This window comes from Thermodesulfobacterium hydrogeniphilum, assembly GCF_000746255.1.
GTDB classification, from domain to species: Bacteria; Desulfobacterota; Thermodesulfobacteria; order Thermodesulfobacteriales; family Thermodesulfobacteriaceae; genus Thermodesulfobacterium; species Thermodesulfobacterium hydrogeniphilum.
Genome location: NZ_JQKW01000007.1, coordinates 67,558 through 84,458, shown reverse-complemented (window position 1 = coordinate 84,458; position 16,901 = coordinate 67,558). Strand labels below are relative to the sequence as shown.

17 protein-coding genes and 2 tRNA genes are annotated in these 16,901 nt (G+C 30.2%); 12 read left to right on the top strand and 7 right to left on the bottom strand.

The features are described 5' to 3' along the window. Nucleotides 1-5 precede the first annotated feature (5 nt). On the top strand, nt 6-782 hold the full coding sequence (locus CC87_RS02795; RefSeq protein ID WP_038056282.1) for a TIGR00282 family metallophosphoesterase: 777 nt from the start codon (nt 6-8) through the stop codon (nt 780-782). Nucleotides 783-784: 2 nt separating this feature from the next. Here the strand turns inward: CC87_RS02795 and def are convergent, their stop codons facing one another. Then, nucleotides 785-1,291, bottom strand: a complete 507-nt coding sequence (def, locus tag CC87_RS02790) for a peptide deformylase (RefSeq protein WP_211248386.1) — start codon at nt 1,289-1,291, stop codon at nt 785-787. Nucleotides 1,292-1,480: 189 nt separating this feature from the next. Here def and CC87_RS09180 point away from each other — a divergent pair, with 189 nt between their 5' ends. The 3 genes from CC87_RS09180 to CC87_RS02780 all read left to right on the top strand — a co-directional run bounded on the left by CC87_RS09180 (nt 1,481) and on the right by CC87_RS02780 (nt 2,168). Continuing rightward, complete coding sequence (locus CC87_RS09180; RefSeq protein ID WP_211248385.1) at nt 1,481-1,624, top strand: hypothetical protein; 144 nt, start codon at nt 1,481-1,483, stop codon at nt 1,622-1,624. 83 nt (nt 1,625-1,707) lie between these two features. Further along, nucleotides 1,708-2,025, top strand: coding sequence for a hypothetical protein (locus CC87_RS09175; protein WP_211248384.1), 318 nt, complete (start codon nt 1,708-1,710; stop codon nt 2,023-2,025). A 71-nt stretch (nt 2,026-2,096) separates the two neighbouring features. Beyond that, nucleotides 2,097-2,168 (top strand) — tRNA-Val (locus CC87_RS02780). A 9-nt stretch (nt 2,169-2,177) separates the two neighbouring features. Here CC87_RS02780 and CC87_RS02775 read toward each other — a convergent pair. From CC87_RS02775 to CC87_RS02760, 4 genes are read right to left on the bottom strand one after another with little or no spacing between them, the layout of a single operon-like run. Further along, nucleotides 2,178-3,164 carry a GGDEF domain-containing response regulator gene (locus tag CC87_RS02775; RefSeq protein ID WP_051920475.1) on the bottom strand — a complete coding sequence of 329 codons (987 nt, stop codon included), beginning with the start codon at nt 3,162-3,164 and terminating at the stop codon, nt 2,178-2,180. A gap of 36 nt (nt 3,165-3,200) precedes the next feature. Further along, nucleotides 3,201-3,527 carry an Hpt domain-containing protein gene (locus CC87_RS02770; RefSeq protein ID WP_038055920.1) on the bottom strand — a complete coding sequence of 109 codons (327 nt, stop codon included), beginning with the start codon at nt 3,525-3,527 and terminating at the stop codon, nt 3,201-3,203. Between the two features lie 17 nt (nt 3,528-3,544). Beyond that, on the bottom strand, nt 3,545-6,628 hold the full coding sequence (locus CC87_RS08580; protein WP_051920473.1) for a PAS domain-containing hybrid sensor histidine kinase/response regulator: 3,084 nt from the start codon (nt 6,626-6,628) through the stop codon (nt 3,545-3,547). Beyond that, nucleotides 6,612-7,778 carry an ABC transporter substrate-binding protein gene (locus CC87_RS02760; RefSeq protein ID WP_169740254.1) on the bottom strand — a complete coding sequence of 389 codons (1,167 nt, stop codon included), beginning with the start codon at nt 7,776-7,778 and terminating at the stop codon, nt 6,612-6,614. Before CC87_RS02760 ends, CC87_RS08580 begins: the two co-directional genes overlap by 17 nt. Before the next feature lie 240 nt (nt 7,779-8,018). Between CC87_RS02760 and CC87_RS02755 the strand changes: the two genes are divergently transcribed. From CC87_RS02755 to tsaD, 4 genes are all read left to right on the top strand, one after another. Continuing rightward, nucleotides 8,019-8,096: transfer RNA gene (locus CC87_RS02755), tRNA-Asp, on the top strand. Nucleotides 8,097-8,110: 14 nt separating this feature from the next. Further along, entirely contained in the window at nt 8,111-8,905 is a 795-nt protein-coding gene (locus CC87_RS02750; RefSeq protein WP_038055918.1) for a YdcF family protein, read from the top strand. 10 nt (nt 8,906-8,915) lie between these two features. Beyond that, nucleotides 8,916-9,497: a D-sedoheptulose-7-phosphate isomerase gene (locus tag CC87_RS02745; protein WP_156955566.1), complete on the top strand. Its 582-nt coding sequence runs from the start codon at nt 8,916-8,918 to the stop codon at nt 9,495-9,497. A gap of 2 nt (nt 9,498-9,499) precedes the next feature. Then, a complete protein-coding gene (tsaD, locus tag CC87_RS02740) occupies nt 9,500-10,501 on the top strand; it encodes a tRNA (adenosine(37)-N6)-threonylcarbamoyltransferase complex transferase subunit TsaD (RefSeq protein WP_038055916.1) in 1,002 nt (333 codons plus the stop codon). Here tsaD and CC87_RS02735 read toward each other — a convergent pair. Further along, on the bottom strand, nt 10,498-11,880 hold the full coding sequence (locus CC87_RS02735) for a sigma-54-dependent transcriptional regulator (RefSeq protein ID WP_038055914.1): 1,383 nt from the start codon (nt 11,878-11,880) through the stop codon (nt 10,498-10,500). The two genes, tsaD and CC87_RS02735, sit on opposite strands and share 4 nt — an antisense overlap. A gap of 299 nt (nt 11,881-12,179) precedes the next feature. On the opposite strand from CC87_RS02735, the gene CC87_RS02730 reads away from it, so the two are divergent. Continuing rightward, nucleotides 12,180-13,943 carry a TonB-dependent receptor plug domain-containing protein gene (locus tag CC87_RS02730; RefSeq protein WP_038055911.1) on the top strand — a complete coding sequence of 588 codons (1,764 nt, stop codon included), beginning with the start codon at nt 12,180-12,182 and terminating at the stop codon, nt 13,941-13,943. Between the two features lie 42 nt (nt 13,944-13,985). Here the strand turns inward: CC87_RS02730 and fabG are convergent, their stop codons facing one another. Then, complete coding sequence (fabG, locus tag CC87_RS02725; RefSeq protein WP_038055909.1) at nt 13,986-14,735, bottom strand: 3-oxoacyl-[acyl-carrier-protein] reductase; 750 nt, start codon at nt 14,733-14,735, stop codon at nt 13,986-13,988. Between the two features lie 136 nt (nt 14,736-14,871). Here fabG and CC87_RS02720 point away from each other — a divergent pair, with 136 nt between their 5' ends. From CC87_RS02720 to porA, 3 genes are read left to right on the top strand one after another with little or no spacing between them, the layout of a single operon-like run. Beyond that, nucleotides 14,872-15,423 carry a pyruvate ferredoxin oxidoreductase subunit gamma gene (locus tag CC87_RS02720; RefSeq protein WP_038055903.1) on the top strand — a complete coding sequence of 184 codons (552 nt, stop codon included), beginning with the start codon at nt 14,872-14,874 and terminating at the stop codon, nt 15,421-15,423. Nucleotides 15,424-15,434: 11 nt separating this feature from the next. Further along, complete coding sequence (locus tag CC87_RS02715; protein WP_038055901.1) at nt 15,435-15,728, top strand: 4Fe-4S binding protein; 294 nt, start codon at nt 15,435-15,437, stop codon at nt 15,726-15,728. Between the two features lies 1 nt (nt 15,729). Continuing rightward, complete coding sequence (gene porA, locus CC87_RS02710; RefSeq protein ID WP_038055899.1) at nt 15,730-16,899, top strand: pyruvate ferredoxin oxidoreductase; 1,170 nt, start codon at nt 15,730-15,732, stop codon at nt 16,897-16,899. The last annotated feature ends 2 nt before the right edge of the window (nt 16,900-16,901 follow it).

Sequence of the window (16,901 nt, the reverse complement as noted above, 5' to 3'; positions counted from 1 at the left end):
AAAAAATAAAAATAATTTTTTTAGGTGATATTGTGGGAAAATCTGGAAGAAAAGCAGTAAAAATGCTGCTTCCAGAACTTAATAAAAAATATAAAAGTGATTTTATTATAGCAAATGGAGAAAATGCAGCAGGTGGTTATGGACTTACAGAAAAAATTGCAGAAGAGCTTTTTTCTTATGGAGTTGATGTTATTACCTCTGGAAATCATATCTGGAAAAGAGAATTTTATCCTTATTTACAAAAAACTGAAAGGGTTATAAGACCTGCCAATTATGGTCCAGGAGCTCCAGGAAAAGGCTGGACTATTTACACTAAGAATAATATCAAAATAGGTATTATAAATTTAGAAGGACGTATTTTTATGCGTCCTCTGGAAAATCCTTTTTTAGTGGGTAAATCTTTGGCAGAGGAACTCAAAAAAGAAACTCCCTTTATTATAGTAGATTTTCATGCAGAGGCTACTTCTGAAAAAATAGGATTAGGATATTTTTTAGATGGCTTGGTTTCAGCAGTAATAGGAACTCATACGCATGTGCAAACCTCAGATGCTAGAATTCTTGCTAATGGAACAGGTTATATTACTGATGTAGGAATGTGCGGAGCTTTAGAAAGCGTTATAGGAATGAAAGTGGATCAGGCTTTGGAAATGTATATATCCATGGTTCCAAGAAAATTAGAAGTAGAAAAATCTGGCAAATTAAAATTAGAAGGGGTCTTCTTGGAGTTGAATTCCAAAGGTAAAGCGGAGGTTATAGAAAGTTTTAGATTGATCTCCTCTTAATTTTATTTCTTCTGTAGTTCTCTCTGATGTTTTTTCCACCACTTTTTAAACAATTGTTTTTTTAAAGGTGATAATCTATCTATGAACAAAATTCCATTTAAATGATCATATTCATGTTGAAAAGCTATAGCATGAAGACCTGTTAATTCTCTTTCAAAAGGATTTCCATTAATATCATAAGCTTTTATATAAAGCTTAGCATACCTATCCACTTTACTATAATATCCAGGTATACTTAAACAACCTTCTTCATGAGTTGTATGCCCTTCAGCAGATAGAATTTCAGGATTAATATATACTTCTAATTTGGGTTTACCTTCTTTTTGAGAAATATCAATGATAAAAACTCTTCTTAAAACGCCTACTTGATTAGCAGCAAGCCCTAAACCTTTGGCTTTATACATAGTTTCAGCCATTTTATCTATAAATTCTTTTAGCTCACCATTAATATCTTTAACAGGTTCTGCTTTTTCTCTAAGTGCTGGATGTCCTAAAATTACAATTTCCATTTTCATCACCTTTTTTGATTTCAATTTAAAATTTTTTTAAATTTTTTCAAGATTTGTTTTTTTATTTTAAATTATTTTTTAAAATAGACTTTTACAGAAATCGTATATTTTTTTCATAAATTATTTTTTTAATTTATTTTTTAATTATAAATTTTTATTTTTAAAAAATAATAAAAAAGGAGGGGAAGTATGAGATTTAAGTCTGGTGTTGGTTTTTTATGTTTTTTAATTTCTTTATTTACTTTTGCTTTAAATGCCTGTGCTTCTAAAAAGATTACTATTAAAGAAATTGAGCTTGCTCAAAAAAATGGGGAGATTGTATTATTAAAATAGGAAAAGCTTATACCGAAGGAAAAGATTACAAAGCAATAGCTGAAAAATGTGTAAGTGAACTTTATGGGTATGATGAAGGTGTAGTGCTTTTCAAACCAACCAAAGCCTCTGTAAAACAATTTCGTTTAACTAAAGAAGAAGCTATATCTTATTTTGTAGGTGGTGTAGTTCCTGAAGATCATGGCTTTGCTTTGCAGCCTTGGTCAAAAGTTCGTTTTGAACCTGCTGGGTTTGTTATAGGAAAAGATTTAGCAGTAACTATGGGTAATTATTATTTTACAGATGCAAATACTGGTAAAGAAGTAAAAGCTGAGTATTCATTTGGTTATAAGCGTGCTAAGGATGGAAGATTAGTAATTATTCTTCATCATTCTTCTTTTCCTTATAATCCAAAACATTAAAGGAAAAGATAATTTTATAAAAAGCTTGACAAAAGAAAAAAATATATTATTTTAAATAACTGATTTTGAATGGGCGGATAGCTCAGGGGGAGAGCATCGGCCTTACAAGCCGGGGGTCAGAGGTTCAAATCCTCTTCCGCCCATTTGTCATTTTAAAAATAGGCTATTACTTTATTTCTCCCTTGATTTTTAGCTTCATAAAGAGCCTTGTCCGCCAATTTTATAGCTTCTTCTAACTGGCTCATTATTTCTTTTTCATTAGAATTTACTTCAGTTGGCTTAAAAACTGATACTCCCAAGCTAATAGTAATAAATAAGCATATATCCTTAGAAATTTGAAATGGAGTTTTAGCTATAACTTTTCTTAATCTTTCTGCTACTTCCACAGCATTAGTTTCTTTTTCATTTATAAAAGCTATTAAAAATTCTTCTCCTCCGTAACGTCCTATTATATCATAAGGACGAAGTAGAAGTTTAAATCTTTTTACCACTTCTTTTAAAACCTCATCTCCTATTTGATGCCCATAAGTATCATTTACTTTTTTAAAATGATCTATATCAACCATTAAAATATAAAGATTTTTTCCTTCTCTCAAAGCTCTATAGGCATTTTTCTTCAATTCCTCATATAAAGCCCGTCTGTTTAAAGCTCCTGTTAATTCGTCAAAAGTAGCAAGTTTTTCAAGTTTTTGATTTGCTTCTGTTAACTCCCTTTCTAAAGCAATAATCCTTAAAGCTGATTTTATTCTTGCTAAAAATTCTTTTTCATGAATAGGTTTAATTATATAATCATCTGCTCCTACTTCTAAACATTCTGCAATTTTTTCTTTTTCTTCAATAGAAGATAAAAAAATAACATATACATAATGTTCCATATTAAATTTTCTTATTAACTGACATACCTTTAAGCCATCCATTTCAGGCATAATCCAGTCTAAAAGCACTATCCCTATATTTTTATAATTCTCTTTAAATTTCTCCCATGCTTCTTTTCCATCCTTAGCTTCAATTACTTTTAAGTTCCATTTTTTTAAAATTTTTGCTATTATTCTCCTAATAAAATTATCATCTTCTGCTACCAAAATTATTATCTCTTTTGAGATTTTTTTTATTAGCTCTTCAATCTTTAAATAATTCACACTATAATAAAGCCCGTATTTATAGCTTCTGTTTTTTTAATTTATCAACTCTTTTAATGCTTCTTTTAATTTTTCTATCATTTTTTCAATTTTCTCTTTATTTACATTGCTTTTAGCTTCAAGTTCTATCTTTTTTGCTAAATTTGCTTCTTCTTCCAAACCTAAATTCAATAAAACTCCTTTTATAGTATGAGCCTTTTTTGCAATCATTTCTTTATCATCTTTATTTAAAGCCATATCTAATTCAGAAAAATTGCTTTTTAAACTATCCTTTGCAAGCTGAATAAATTCTTTTAATTCATCCTCTTCCAAGTCTAATTCCTTAGAAAGAACTTGTTCAACTTTTTTTATAATTCCCTTCATACTTCTCTCCTATTTTTCTATTTCTGTTTTTTTTCTTCTTTAAGCCATTTTTTAAGTACCTCTTCTAATTTCTCTTTACGAACAGGTTTGGAAATATAATCATCCATTCCAGCCATCAAACATTTCTCTTTATCTCCTTCTAAAGCGTGTGCTGTCATAGCAATAATAGGTGTATGTCTTTTATTTCCTTCAAGTTTTCTAATTTCTTTAGTAGCTTCATAACCATCCATTTCCGGCAGTTGACAATCCATAAGGATTAGATCATAGGTATTATTCTTTACCGCTTCTATTGCTTCTTTTCCATTACTTGCTATATCTACACTATATCCCAATTTTTCAAGTATAACAGCTGCTACTTTTTGATTTACTGGATTATCCTCTACCAATAAAATTTTTTTCTTTTTTTCTCTCTTTTTTTCTCTTTTTACCTCTTTGATTACTTGTTGAGTAATAAGTATTTCTTCTTCTTTTACCTTCTTTTCTTTTTTCAAACCCATTACTACAGCTAAACAATCATAAAGTTGAGATTGTCTTACAGGTTTAGTAATAAATGCCTCAAATCCTATTTCTTTAATATGATTTGTAATACCTACTCTGGTTAAAGAAGTAAGTAAAATAAGTCTTATAGAAGCTGTTGCTTCTTGTGCTTTAAGTTTTTTAGCTAAAGAAAAACCATCTTCTACAGGCATCATATAATCTATAATAGCTACATCAAAAGGCTTTCCTGAAGCAGATGCAAGAACCGCTTTTTCTAAAGCTTCCTTGGCATCTGAAGCTGTCTCAGCTATCATACCCCAACTTTTTACATAATACTCTAAAATTTTAAGATTTACTTCATTATCATCAACTATGAGAACTTTTAAACCTTCTAAATTATAACGAGGAGTAATTTTTTCAGGTTTACCCTTGCGTAAAGGAATAGTGAAGAAAAATTTGGTTCCCTTCCCTACTTTACTTTCAAAATCGATTTCTCCTCCCATAATTTCCACTAATTGTTTACATATTGCAAGTCCAAGACCTGTTCCACCGAAACGTCTTGTGGTAGAAGCATCTATCTGTTCAAAAGGTTGAAAAATCTTATCTTTTGCTTCTTCACTAATCCCTATGCCTGTATCCTCAACCTCAAAAAGAAGTTTAACATCTCCATTGAGTTCTTCTTTTAATCTTACATAAGTATATACTCCTCCCTTTTCTGTAAATTTAACTGCATTTCCTACCAAATTAATTAAAACCTGACGAATTTTACCAGGATCTCCTATCACTATTTCAGGAACCCCTGCTTCTATTAGACAACCAAGTTCTATTCTTTTTTTATCTGCTTTTTCTACAAACATTTCCATCACATCTTCTACCATCTGACGAACATTAAAAGGTATCTTTTCAAGCTCTACTTTTCCTGTTTCAAGTTTAGAAAGATCTAAAATATTATTAATAATTTCTATCAAATGATTGCCTGCTCGCATTGCTACCTCTACATATTCCTTTTGTTGAGGATCCAAATCAGTTCCAAGCAAGATTTCAAGCATTCCTATTATTCCATTAAGAGGTGTTCTTATTTCATGACTCATATTAGCAAGAAAATTGCTTTTAGCCTTAACATATTTTTCTGCTTCTTCTCTTGCACGAACTTGTTCAGAAATATCTGTAAATGCTTCTAATAAAATAATTTCTCCCCATAAATTAAGTGGTATTACACTTTTTAATACTGGAATCTCTTTTCCGTCTTTCTTGATTATTTTCATTTCTCCTCTGTATACTTTTTTACCTAAATCTAATATAGGACATTTTTCTTCTTTTTTTGAACAGAGCAAATCACAAGTGTTACCTATTGCTTCTTTTTTACTATATCCCAATAACTTCTCTGCTGCTGTATTAATATCTATTATTTTTCGCTGTTTATTAACCAATACAACCCCTACTGGTAAGTTTTCTATAATATTTTTTATAGTTTCTACTTTTGTCTCAGCTTCAATACGTCTATGAATTTCTTTTTGAACAGCCTTTGCAATCTTAAAAGTAATAATTATAAATATCATTCCTGTAATTAAAGCAACTGCTACTATAATCTTAAAGTTTTTTTCAAAAAGTAATTTTGATTCATTTGAAATATTGAGAAGTTCTTTGTGAATTATTTTGTTTATCTCTTGCTCTGTTTTTATGAGATCTTTTATTAAATTGTCAGTTTCTTGCTTTAAAAATTTTCCTTCATTTTTCAATAGAATTCTATTTTTAGCTATTTCTAAAATTTGTAAAATTAATTTTTCAAAATTTAAAAACTTTTGTTCTAATTTATCTCCACCTTCTAAATTGATATTCTTACATAATTTAGCAACAAGCTTGACAGCAGACCTTGCTTGAAGTAAACAGGGATCTATTTCATTTTTTTCTATATTATCTAAATAAGCTTCATCTTTTATATAGGAAATTTTATAAATTACAGGATAAAGAATACTTAATTGGCGTTCTAATATTTTAAGAGAAATTTCTAACCTAACCACATCTCTATTTTGATAAAATCTAATAAAACTTTCTTTACTCTTTTTAAGATAGGCAATCTTCTTTAATTCAAGATCTCCTTCTATATCAGAAATTAAATAAGCTAAATCTAAAAAGCTTACTTTTCCTTTTTCCAAAAGTCTATCTTCTTCTTGAAGAGTTTTTAAAAATTTTTTTCTCCAATTTAAAACTCTATTTCTTAGATCCATTGTTTTGTTTTTCTTTTTCTGAAAAATTTCCCCGATTTTTTCTAAAATTTTATTTTTTAAAAAAGCTTTTTCCAATATCTCAGCATCTTTTTCCCAGGTTGGTTCTTTATTTAAAGTTTCTAATTCACTACTTTCCAGATTAAAAATTCCATAAATATCTCTTTTTATTTCTTCAATAACCTTTTTAAAAAGAAAGTTATTACTTTCTAAAATATTTCTTTGAATTTTAAGATTTCTTATTTTTCTTTTTAAATTAAAAATATTTATTCCTGTAATACTTATTATACATATACCACTAAAAAGACCTATTAGACTTAAAATTAATATTAACAGAATTATTTTTTCTTTTAAAAAGTTTTGGGAAATTAAATTTATATTTTTAGTTAACCATTTCATAAGAAAATTCCTTAAAATCAAAAGGCATTAGTTTTCCATTTTTTATTATAGTTATCCATACATAATGTGAAGCCTGATGATCCTTAGGAGAAAGTTTAAGAGGAACACCAATTCCTATATCAAATCTTCCTAATCCTTCTAAGGCATCTATTATACTTTCCCGAGTGATTTCCCCTTTTATTTTTCTTAGGGCTTTCACCAAAATATCAGCAGCTATATATCCTTCTAAAGAAATTAAAGTTGGTTTTTTTCCTGGCCTGAAAGATGAAATATCTTTTAAATATTGCTTAATAAGAGGCAAGTTTTCATTGAAAAAAGGCACTACCTGAGAAATTATCACTCCTTCTCCAGCTAAAGGATCCTTTTTTGCAATAGAAGCTAAAGCTTCACTTCCTATAAAAGAAACCGAAACGAATATCCCTTTAAATCCATATTTTCTTAAAATTTTTATAAACTTTGAACAAGCGCTATAAGTACCCCCAAGTACAATTACCTTGGGAGGCGGATTAATTCTTAATAACATAGCTGCAGCTTCTTTTACATAAAGGGTATTTCTAAGATATCTAACATGTATTACTTCTTTTTTAAACCCATATTTTTTAAGGACCTTTATTCCTGCTTTAAAGATTTCATCTCCATAGGCATCTTTTTGTGTAAAAAAAGCTACTTCATCTGGTTTTATATTGGTATATTTAAAAATTCCATCAAGTAAACATTTTATTTCTTCATAATAACTCGCCCGATAGTGGAAAACATAACGATTAGGAGGATTTGGTCTTAGAGCTTGAGCTCCTGTAAAAGGAGCAAAAAAGAGTATTTTATTTTGTATAGCAATAGGCATTGCAACTACTCCTGTAGGGGTTCCTACATTCCCTATAATTCCCAAGACTTTTTCTTTTCTTATTAATTTATACATATTTTTTATTGTTCTCTTGGGATCATATCCATCATCAAGTACTATCAACTTAAGTTTTTTCCCTTGAATACCTCCTTTTTTATTTATTTTTGCAAAAAGAGCTTTAACTCCAAAAGAAAACTCTTTTCCAATAGAGGCATTAGGACCTGTTAGCACTGTGGACATTCCAAATTTAAGTATTTTTGAATCTTTAGACTTATGTTGAGAACAAATACCTTTAACAAAAAAAGACAAATAGAAAAAACAAAAAAATAAAAAAATTTTTTTACACATAAAAATTTATTCAAACTTTTTCTAAAATTTATTTTAGATATTTATATCCAAAAGTCAATATTAAAAATGTTATAAACTGCCTTTTTAGTATAAAATTGTAAAAATTTCATGCCTTATTCTCTTGACGGTTTAAAATTTTAGTGTAAATTTTCTGATATTGAAAATTAGAAAAAATAGGTTATATTTAGAAATGAAACTTTTGGGGCTGTAGCTCAGCACGGTTAGAGCGCCTGCCTGTCACGCAGGAGGCCGCGGGTTCAAGTCCCGTCAGCCCCGCCACTTAATATTTCTTTATGCCAAATATTCTATTTTCCTTAAAAAAATTGATTTTATTTCTTTGTTATCCTTCAAGTTTAATTTTTATTTTCCTTTTTTTAGTTTCTATATATGTAGTCCTTGATAAAAGAAGAGGCAGAAGACGACTGCTTTTGTTTTTAGCTATCTTTTTATATTATTTATCTACAACTCCTTTTTTGCCTTATTTAATGCTTAAACATCTTGAAAAGAAATATACCATTCCCTCTCCTTCTGAAATTCAAAAATGCAAAAAAATTATTGTTCTTACAGGTAGAATTTACGGAGAAAAAAATTTGAGCTTAGAGGAAAGGTTCAGCAGAGAAACCTTAATTAGATTTTTAAAAGCTCTTGATCTAAAACGTCAATATCCTAAAAAAGAGATTATAGTTTTAGGCGGTTCCTATGAAGATGAAAATTTTAAAGGTGCTTCTTATTTAAAAAAATTGGCAGAAAAACTTGGTTATAAAGTTAAAGCACTTGATACTCCTTTAGATACTATAACCAGTACAAAGGTCTTAAAAAATTATCTTTCTAATTCCACAGGTAATTTCAAAGAGCCTTTTTTACTTTTGACATCTGCTTATCATCTTCCCAGGGCTATTTATCTATTTAAAAAACAAGGGCTCAATCCTATCCCTTATCCCACCAATTATAATTATAAACTCTGCAAACCAAATTTTACAATTTTAGAATTTTTACCAAATGACCTTTATCTTACTTTCACAAATATGGCTTTTCATGAATATTTAGGTCTAATTTTTTATAAAATTAAATTCACAATTGCAAAATAAAGGAGCTCTTATGGAGTTTTTACAAAATAAAATTTTAAAAATAGCTGAAAATTCAAGAAAAATTCAGGAAGAATTTATTAAATCTGAAAGTGAAAAGATTGTAAAAGTAGCTCAACTTGCTAAGGATGTGATTTTAAGTGGAGGAAAAATTCTTATTTTTGGAAATGGAGGAAGTGCTGCTGATTCACAGCATCTTGCAGGGGAGCTCGTAAATCGTTTTAAAAAAGAAAGAAAGCCACTTCCAGCTATAGCCTTAACTACAGACACCTCTGTTCTTACAGCTATTGCCAATGATTATGATTTCTCAGAAATTTTTTCTAAACAAATTTTAGCTCTTGGAAAAAGAGGAGATATAGCTTTAGGAATAAGCACAAGTGGAAAATCTCCTAATGTAATAAATGCTCTCAAGGTCTCTAAGGAATTAGGTCTTTATACTGTAGGATTAAGTGGTGGAGATGGTGGATTGATGAAAGATCTTTGTGATTATTTGATACTCGTTCCAAGCAAAGAAACTCCCAGAATTCAAGAAGGACATCTTTTATTTTTACATATATTCTCAGAACTTTTAGAAGATTTGATATTTCCAGGTTAATTATGCTTCTTGCTATAGAAACTTCTTGTGATGAAACAGGAGTAGCTTTATTTTCTAAAAATGGAGATTTAATTAAACACCTTCTTTATTCTCAAGTTGCTCTCCATTCTCCTTTTGGAGGAATTGTTCCTGAAATTGCTTCACGGAAACAATTAGAGGTCTTACCCCCTTTAATTCATAAACTTTTAGAAGAATGTCAGTGTTTCCCTCATGATATTAAAGCAGTAGCAGTTACTTTTGGACCTGGTCTTATAGGTTCTTTATTAGTAGGAGTTTCTTTTGCTAAAGCTTTAAGTTTTGCTTTAAAAATTCCTCTTATAGCAGTAGATCATTTGCAGGCTCATCTTTCTGCTATTTTTTTAGAAAGATCTGTAAAGTTTCCTTTTATAGGGCTTCTTGTTTCAGGAGGACATACAGCTTTATTTTTAGTAAACTCCTTTGAAGATTTCAAGCTTTTAGGACATACCAGAGATGATGCAGCAGGAGAAGCCTTTGACAAAGTTGCTAAACTTCTTAATCTTAGTTATCCAGGAGGACCCATTATAAGTAAATTAGCTGAAACTGGTAATAGAAAAGCTATACCTTTCCCCAGACCCTTATTAGAAGAGGAAACCTTAGATTTTAGTTTTTCAGGTTTAAAAACTGCAGTTTTAAATTTTTTAAAAAATAATCCTTCTTTCAAAATAGAAGATGTTTGTGCCAGCTTTGAAGATGCAATTTGTGATGTTCTTATTGAAAAGACTATAAAAGCTTCTCACCAGTATCAAATTGATCGTATAGTAGTAGCTGGAGGAGTAGCTTCTAATAAAAGATTAAGAGAACTTTTTTATAAAAAAGCTCAAAAAGAAGGGTTAATAGTCCTTTTTCCATCTCCTGAATACTGCACTGATAATGCTGCTATGGTAGGAGTAATAGGATATTACAAATGGCAAAAAAAAGACTTTGCTAACTTAGAAACCGAGCCCTATGCCAGGGTTATTTTTAAAAGATATAGTAAGAATTAATTTTTTAAATCTTCTTTTATACCAAGTTCTTTAATCTTCTTTTGCAAATAAGCCCTTTCCAAACCTATCTCTCTAGCAGTTTGAGAAATATTGCCCTTATATTCCAGAAGCTTTCTTTTTAAAAACTCCTTTTCAAAAAGGATCTTAGCTGTTTTATAATCCTTTTCTTTGAACCAAGGTTGAGAATCTACAAAATATTCCTTATAGTTTTCTATCAAATTTCTAAAATCAGAAGGAAGATCTTTATAGCTTATTTCTATCACAGGGCTTATTATGACTACTCTTTCTATAAAATTTTTCAATTCTCTTACATTTCCAGGCCAGTTATATTTCATCAAAGCTTCTAAAGCTTCTTTTTTAAAAATCTTTCTTCCTAATCCTGTTTTTAAAGCTATTTCTTCTAAAAATTCCTCTACTAAAATAGGAATATCCTCTTTTCTTTCTCTTAAAGGAGGTATATATATAGGAAAAACATTTAATCTGTAATAGAGATCTTCTCTAAAATTCCCTTTTCTAATCTCTTCTTGAAGATTTTTATTGGTTGCTGCTATAATTCTTACATCAACCTCTATAGATTTGGTGCTACCCAGTTTTTCAATTTTCTTTTCTTGTAAAATTCTTAAGACCTTAGCTTGAGCACTAAGACTCATATCACCTATTTCATCTAAAAATAGAGTTCCTTTATGAGCAATCTCAAATTTACCTTTTTTAGAGGTTTGAGCACCTGTAAAAGCCCCTTTTTCATATCCAAAAAGCTCTGCCTCTATAAGAGTGTCTGGTATAGCAGCACAATTTACCTCTACAAAAGGTTCATTAACTCTTTTTGAATGTAAATGTATAAGCTTGGCTACAAGCTCCTTTCCTACTCCTGATTCTCCCTGAATTAAAACTGTTGTATCAGTAGGAGCAACTTTTAAAATCAATTCTCTTATCTGCTTAATTGCAGAAGATACTCCTGTAAGGTGAATCCTACCAAAAATTTTTTCTTTGAGTCTTTTATTCTCTTCTTCTAAGGATATCAGTTTAAGAGCATTTTCAATAGTTACGATTACTCTTTCATAAGATAATGGTTTTTCTATAAAATCAAATGCTCCCATTTTTATAGCTTTTACTGCGGTTTCAATAGTTCCATGACCTGAAATAATAATAACTGGAATTTCAGGATATAAATTTTTTATTTCCTGCAATACTTCAAGACCATCTCTATCCTTTAACCAAAGATCTAAAAGAATTATCTTAGGAGATTTTATCTGAAGCTCTTCAAGAAAATTTTTAGCTAAGAAAAAAGTTTTTACAGCATATCCTTCATCTCTTAAAATATCTTCTAAAACATCTAAAATACCCTTTTCATCATCCAAAATCCAAACTTCAGGCTTCATATTAAAAATTATAATATTCCTGCCTTTTAAATTGTCAACTATTTTTAAAATCCATTTAAAAATATAGGTTTTCTAAATCTGAACAATTGGTTTTTTGCTAATTTTTGTTTTTTCTTGGTAAAAATTTTTAAAATTAAAAGCTTGATTTTTTAAATTTTTATATTTAAATTAACTGTTAACCTATTTTTGTAGAATAGGTTAACAAAGTGAACAAAAATTTTTAACCTTTTCAGATTAATACTTCCTGAAAAAGACATAAAAGTAGCTGGAGGAAGGCTTCAATTACAGGAGGGAAAGCTATGAATAAAAATAGCAGGATTTTGTTTTTTGGGTTAACCTTATTTACAAGTATGGTAAACATAAATGCATTAGCGGCAATGAATAATTCTTATCTTTTAGAGGAAGTTAAAGTTACTGCACCAGCAAAAACACAAAATTTAGAAAAAATAAGTCAAGAAGTAAAAATAATAAAAGGGAAAACTCTCTCGTATTTTGGACCTGAACTCTTCTCAGCATTCAAGTTAAATGAAAGAGGAGCTTTTGGGGTTCAACAGGATCTTTCTATTAGAGGAAGCAGTTTTGAAGAAAATTTGGTGACCATTGAAGGAATAAGAGTCTCTTCTCCTCAAACAGCTCATCATTTAATGAATCTTCCTTTAGAAAAAGATATTTTAGAAAGTGTTGAAATTTTACCAGGAGGAGCAAGTGCTATTTATGGACCAGGAGGATTTGGAGGAGAAGTTAACTTTAATCTCAAACCTTCTTCTCCTGGATATAAATTTTCTATTGGATATGGAAGTTATAATTATAAAGATTTTTTTGGAAAACTGGGTTTTTCCAGCCCTTTTTCTCCTATTAACATCATCTTTTCCCAACAAAAAGCTGATGGTTTTATATGGGATAGAGATTTTGATATAAGAACTTTCAATCTATATACTAAAGATAAAAGAAAAACCATTTTTTACGGATTTCAAGAGAAAGATTTTGGAGCAAGAAATTTTTATACAGGAAAATATCCAGAATGGGAAAGTACAAAAACTCATATTTTTCTTGCTAAAAAGAATTTTTATGGAAATGTCTGGTTTGTAGAGCCAGCTTTTCTTTATAGAGTAAATTACGATACTTATGTATTAGATAGAAATAATCCAGATTTTTACAAAAATAAACATAAATCCCAGGTATTTCGTTTGAATTTTCCTTTAAGATACGAAACAGCTCCTGCAGATTATCTTTTGGGAACTGAACTTTCTTATGAAACGCTTGATAGCTCAAGGCTTGGAGACCATTTAAGACAAGAAGTAGGTTTCTACTTATGGATTTATCCTAAAATAAATCATAAAGTTTTTCCAAGTGTAGGGGTTAGATATGATACTATATCCAAAAATAAAGATATTTTTTCTTACAACTTGGGTTTAGCATATCTTTTAAATTCTACCTTAAAATTGAGAAGCTCTTTTGGTTTTTCTTACAGAATTCCGAGCTTTACTGAGCTTTATTATGATTCTCCAACTGTTAAAGGTAATTCTTCTTTAACTCCTGAAAAGGCTTATAATTTAGAAGCTGGCTTTGATTATAGCAAAGATATTTTAACTTTTTCTGGAACTATATTTTACCGATACGGAAAAGATATTATAGATTGGATAAAAACAGACAATATAATACAAGCACAAAATATAGAAACTCTAAAAACTTTGGGATTTACAATTGATGGAAAAATAAATTTTACAAAGGTAAAACCTTTCATAAGTTATACATACTTAAATCAGATTGCAGAAAATTTATCAAGTGCCAGATATACAGGTAGATATTTAACTCATAATTTTATTTTAGGTGTATTAGCTCATCTTCCATACAATATGGAACTGGCTGGAGAGTTAAATTATAGAAAATACTATAGAAGTGAAGAAGTATATCTAATAAACTTCAAAATTCAAAAAACTTTTTACAAACATACCACTCTTTGTCTATGGGGAAAAAATTTACTTGATGAAGATTATGAAGAATTTAAAGGTGTAAAAGCTATTCCACAATGGATAGGGATTAATATAGAAGTGAAATTTTAAATTAATAAAGGGGCTTTTTTAGCCCCTTTATTAATTTTATTTTTAGGTTCTGTAAAGACCTCCGTTTATATGAAAAACGCAACCAGTAATATAATTTGCTTTTTGGCTTGCTAAGAAGGAAACTAAGTAAGCTACTTCCTCAGGAGTTCCTGGTCTTTTTAAAGGTATTCCTTCTATAAAGGCATTTTTTACTTTATCCGGAAGGTTAGCAGTCATATCAGTTTCTATATAACCTGGAGCTACCACATTTACAGTTATATTTCTTCCAGCTACTTCCAGAGCTAAAGCCTTGGTAAAACCTATAATACCTGCTTTAGCTGCAGCATAATTTGTCTGTCCAGGATTTCCTGTAAAAGCAACTACAGAAGAAATATTAATAATTCTTCCCCATCTCTCTTTCATCATCATAGGAAGAACTGCCTGAGTTACATAAAACACAGAATATAAATTGGTTTTTAAAACTTTATCCCAGTCATCTTCTTTCATTCTCAAAAATAAAGTATCTCTGGTAATTCCTGCATTATTAACCAAAATATTAATATTTCCTATATTATCTTCTATTTTTTTTATATTTTTTTTCACTTCTTCAAAATCAGAAACATCAAATTTAGCAAGATAGGCTTTTTTGCCAAGTTTTTCAATTTCCTGAGCCAATTCTTTAGCTTTATCCTCTGAACCGCGAAAATTAATTATTACATCAGCCCCTTCCTTAGCAAATTCATAAGCAATAGCCCTTCCAATTCCTCTGGAAGCTCCTGTAACTAAAGCAAGCTTTCCTTCTAATTCTGCCATTTTTCCCCCCTTTTAAATTATAATTTTAAAAGTAAAAACTTTAAGAAAAAATTAACAATTCTCTTGACTTTTTTCTTAATATATGATACACAAAAATTAAGTAAAGTAAACAAATTTTGTTAAAAAGGAGTGATCTATGATAGAAATAAGATTGCATGGACGAGGGGGGCAAGGAGCAGTTACTTCAGCTGAACTTATAGCAATAGCAGCTATAAATCAAGGGAAATTTGCTCAAGCCTTTCCAAGCTTTGGTCCTGAGAGAAGAGGTGCTCCTGTTCAAGCATTTGCACGAATTGACGATATTCCTGTTCGCACCAGAGAAAAAGTCTATAATCCAGATATAATTTTAGTTTTAGATCCCTCTTTACCTAAGATAGTTAAAGTAACCTCAGGTCTAAAAGAAAATGGAATAGCTATTTTAAATTCTCATTATAGCGAAAAAGAAGTTAGAGAAATCTTAGGAGACTATAAAGGGAATTTAGCTTTGGTTGATGCAACAAAAATTGCTATAGAAGAAATTGGTCTCCCTATCACCAATACCACTATGTTAGGTGCTTTTTTAAAAGTAACAGGGTTAATAGAACCTTCTTATATGGAGGAGGCTTTGAAAGCCCGTTTTGGTAAATTAGCAGAAAAGAATATAAAAGCCTTACAAAGAGCTATGAAAGAAATTAAAATCTATAAATAAGGAGTAAAGCTATGCCAAAAGATCAAGGTTTAGTGAGCTGGAAAGATTTAGCTCCTGGTATGTATATTTTAGAACCAGGCAATTCTGTAAAATTCAAAACAGGAGACTGGAGGGCTTATAGACCTGTGCTTGATAAAGAAAAATGCATAAAATGTGGTATGTGTTACATTTTTTGTCCTGATTTATGTTATAAAAAGGATGAAGAGGGTTATTTTATAGTAGATCTTTATTACTGTAAAGGTTGCGGAATTTGCGCTGCTAATTGCCCTAAGGGTGCTATTACTATGGTTTTAGAGGAGGCTTAAAATGGGGAAAAAGATTGCTAAAGAAGTTTCCATTGCTATTGCTGATGCAGTAGCTCAATGTAAAGTAGATGTTATTTCAGCTTATCCTATTACACCGCAGACTCATATAGTAGAGCATTTAGCAGAGCTTGTAAATAATGGAGAACTTGATGCAGAGTATATACCGGTTGAATCTGAACATGCAGCTATGAGTGCCTGCATAGGTGCCTCTGCTGCAGGTGCAAGAACTTTCACTTCTACAGCTTCTCAGGGTCTTCTTCTTATGTATGAAAACCTCTTTATAGCCTCTGCTCTTAGACTTCCTATAGTTATGGTTATTGCTAACAGATCTATTTCTGCACCTATTAGTATCTGGAATGACCATTCTGATGTAATGACTATAAGAGATTCTGGATGGATTCAGACTTTTGCTGAAAATGGCCAGGAAGCTGTGGATTTGATCTATCATGCTTATAAAGTCGCAGAGAAAACCCTTTTACCTGTAGCTGTAAATATAGATGGATTCACTCTTTCTCATGTTATAGAACCTATAGAACTGCTTGACCAAGATTTGGTTGATAAATACATACCACCTCTGAGAATGAAATATAAATTAGATCCTAAAAAACCTGTTAGTATTGGAGCTATCGGGATTCCTGAGATATATACAGAAGCCAAAAAAGCTCAAGATGAAGCATTGAAGGCATCTTATAAGATCATAATCAATGCTTGGAGACAATTTGAGAAAATTTCAGGAAGAAAGTATCAGTCTGTAGAAACTTACGAGATGGAAGATGCTGAGGTAGCACTTATTATTATGGGAAGTTTAGCTGAAACTGCTATGAATGCAGTAGATTATTTAAGAAGAAAAGGTAAAAAGGTAGGATTAGTAAGATTTAGACTCTGGAGACCTTTTCCTTTAAGAGATTTCATTAAGTCTATAGGTAAGGTTAAAGCTCTCGGAGTGGTTGATAGAGCTGTAAGTCATTGTTCTACAGGTGGCCCTGTAGGTATAGAGGTTCGTTCAGCTTTATATCAATCTAATAAAAGACCAAAAGTGGTCAATTTTATAGCAGGACTCAGCGGAAGAGATGTCACAAAGGAAGATTTTATAGAGCTTTTTGAAAAAACCTATGAAGCTTTAAGTAAAAGACTAAAGGTTTCTTATGAAATTTATGGAGTAAAGGAGTAGAG

Bases quoted from the DNA above. Each gene is read 5' to 3' on its own strand.
- def (WP_211248386.1), bottom strand. From the start codon at position 1,291: ATGGAAATTGTAATTTTAGGACATCCAGCACTTAGAGAAAAAGCAGAA.
- CC87_RS09180 (WP_211248385.1), top strand. From the start codon at position 1,481: ATGAGATTTAAGTCTGGTGTTGGTTTTTTATGTTTTTTAATTTCTTTA.
- CC87_RS02770 (WP_038055920.1), bottom strand. From the start codon at position 3,527: ATGAAGGGAATTATAAAAAAAGTTGAACAAGTTCTTTCTAAGGAATTA.
- CC87_RS08580 (WP_051920473.1), bottom strand. From the start codon at position 6,628: ATGAAATGGTTAACTAAAAATATAAATTTAATTTCCCAAAACTTTTTA.
- CC87_RS02750 (WP_038055918.1), top strand. From the start codon at position 8,111: ATGCCAAATATTCTATTTTCCTTAAAAAAATTGATTTTATTTCTTTGT.
- CC87_RS02745 (WP_156955566.1), top strand. From the start codon at position 8,916: ATGGAGTTTTTACAAAATAAAATTTTAAAAATAGCTGAAAATTCAAGA.
- tsaD (WP_038055916.1), top strand. From the start codon at position 9,500: ATGCTTCTTGCTATAGAAACTTCTTGTGATGAAACAGGAGTAGCTTTA.
- CC87_RS02735 (WP_038055914.1), bottom strand. From the start codon at position 11,880: ATGAAGCCTGAAGTTTGGATTTTGGATGATGAAAAGGGTATTTTAGAT.
- CC87_RS02730 (WP_038055911.1), top strand. From the start codon at position 12,180: ATGAATAAAAATAGCAGGATTTTGTTTTTTGGGTTAACCTTATTTACA.
- fabG (WP_038055909.1), bottom strand. From the start codon at position 14,735: ATGGCAGAATTAGAAGGAAAGCTTGCTTTAGTTACAGGAGCTTCCAGA.
- CC87_RS02720 (WP_038055903.1), top strand. From the start codon at position 14,872: ATGATAGAAATAAGATTGCATGGACGAGGGGGGCAAGGAGCAGTTACT.
- CC87_RS02715 (WP_038055901.1), top strand. From the start codon at position 15,435: ATGCCAAAAGATCAAGGTTTAGTGAGCTGGAAAGATTTAGCTCCTGGT.
- porA (WP_038055899.1), top strand. From the start codon at position 15,730: ATGGGGAAAAAGATTGCTAAAGAAGTTTCCATTGCTATTGCTGATGCA.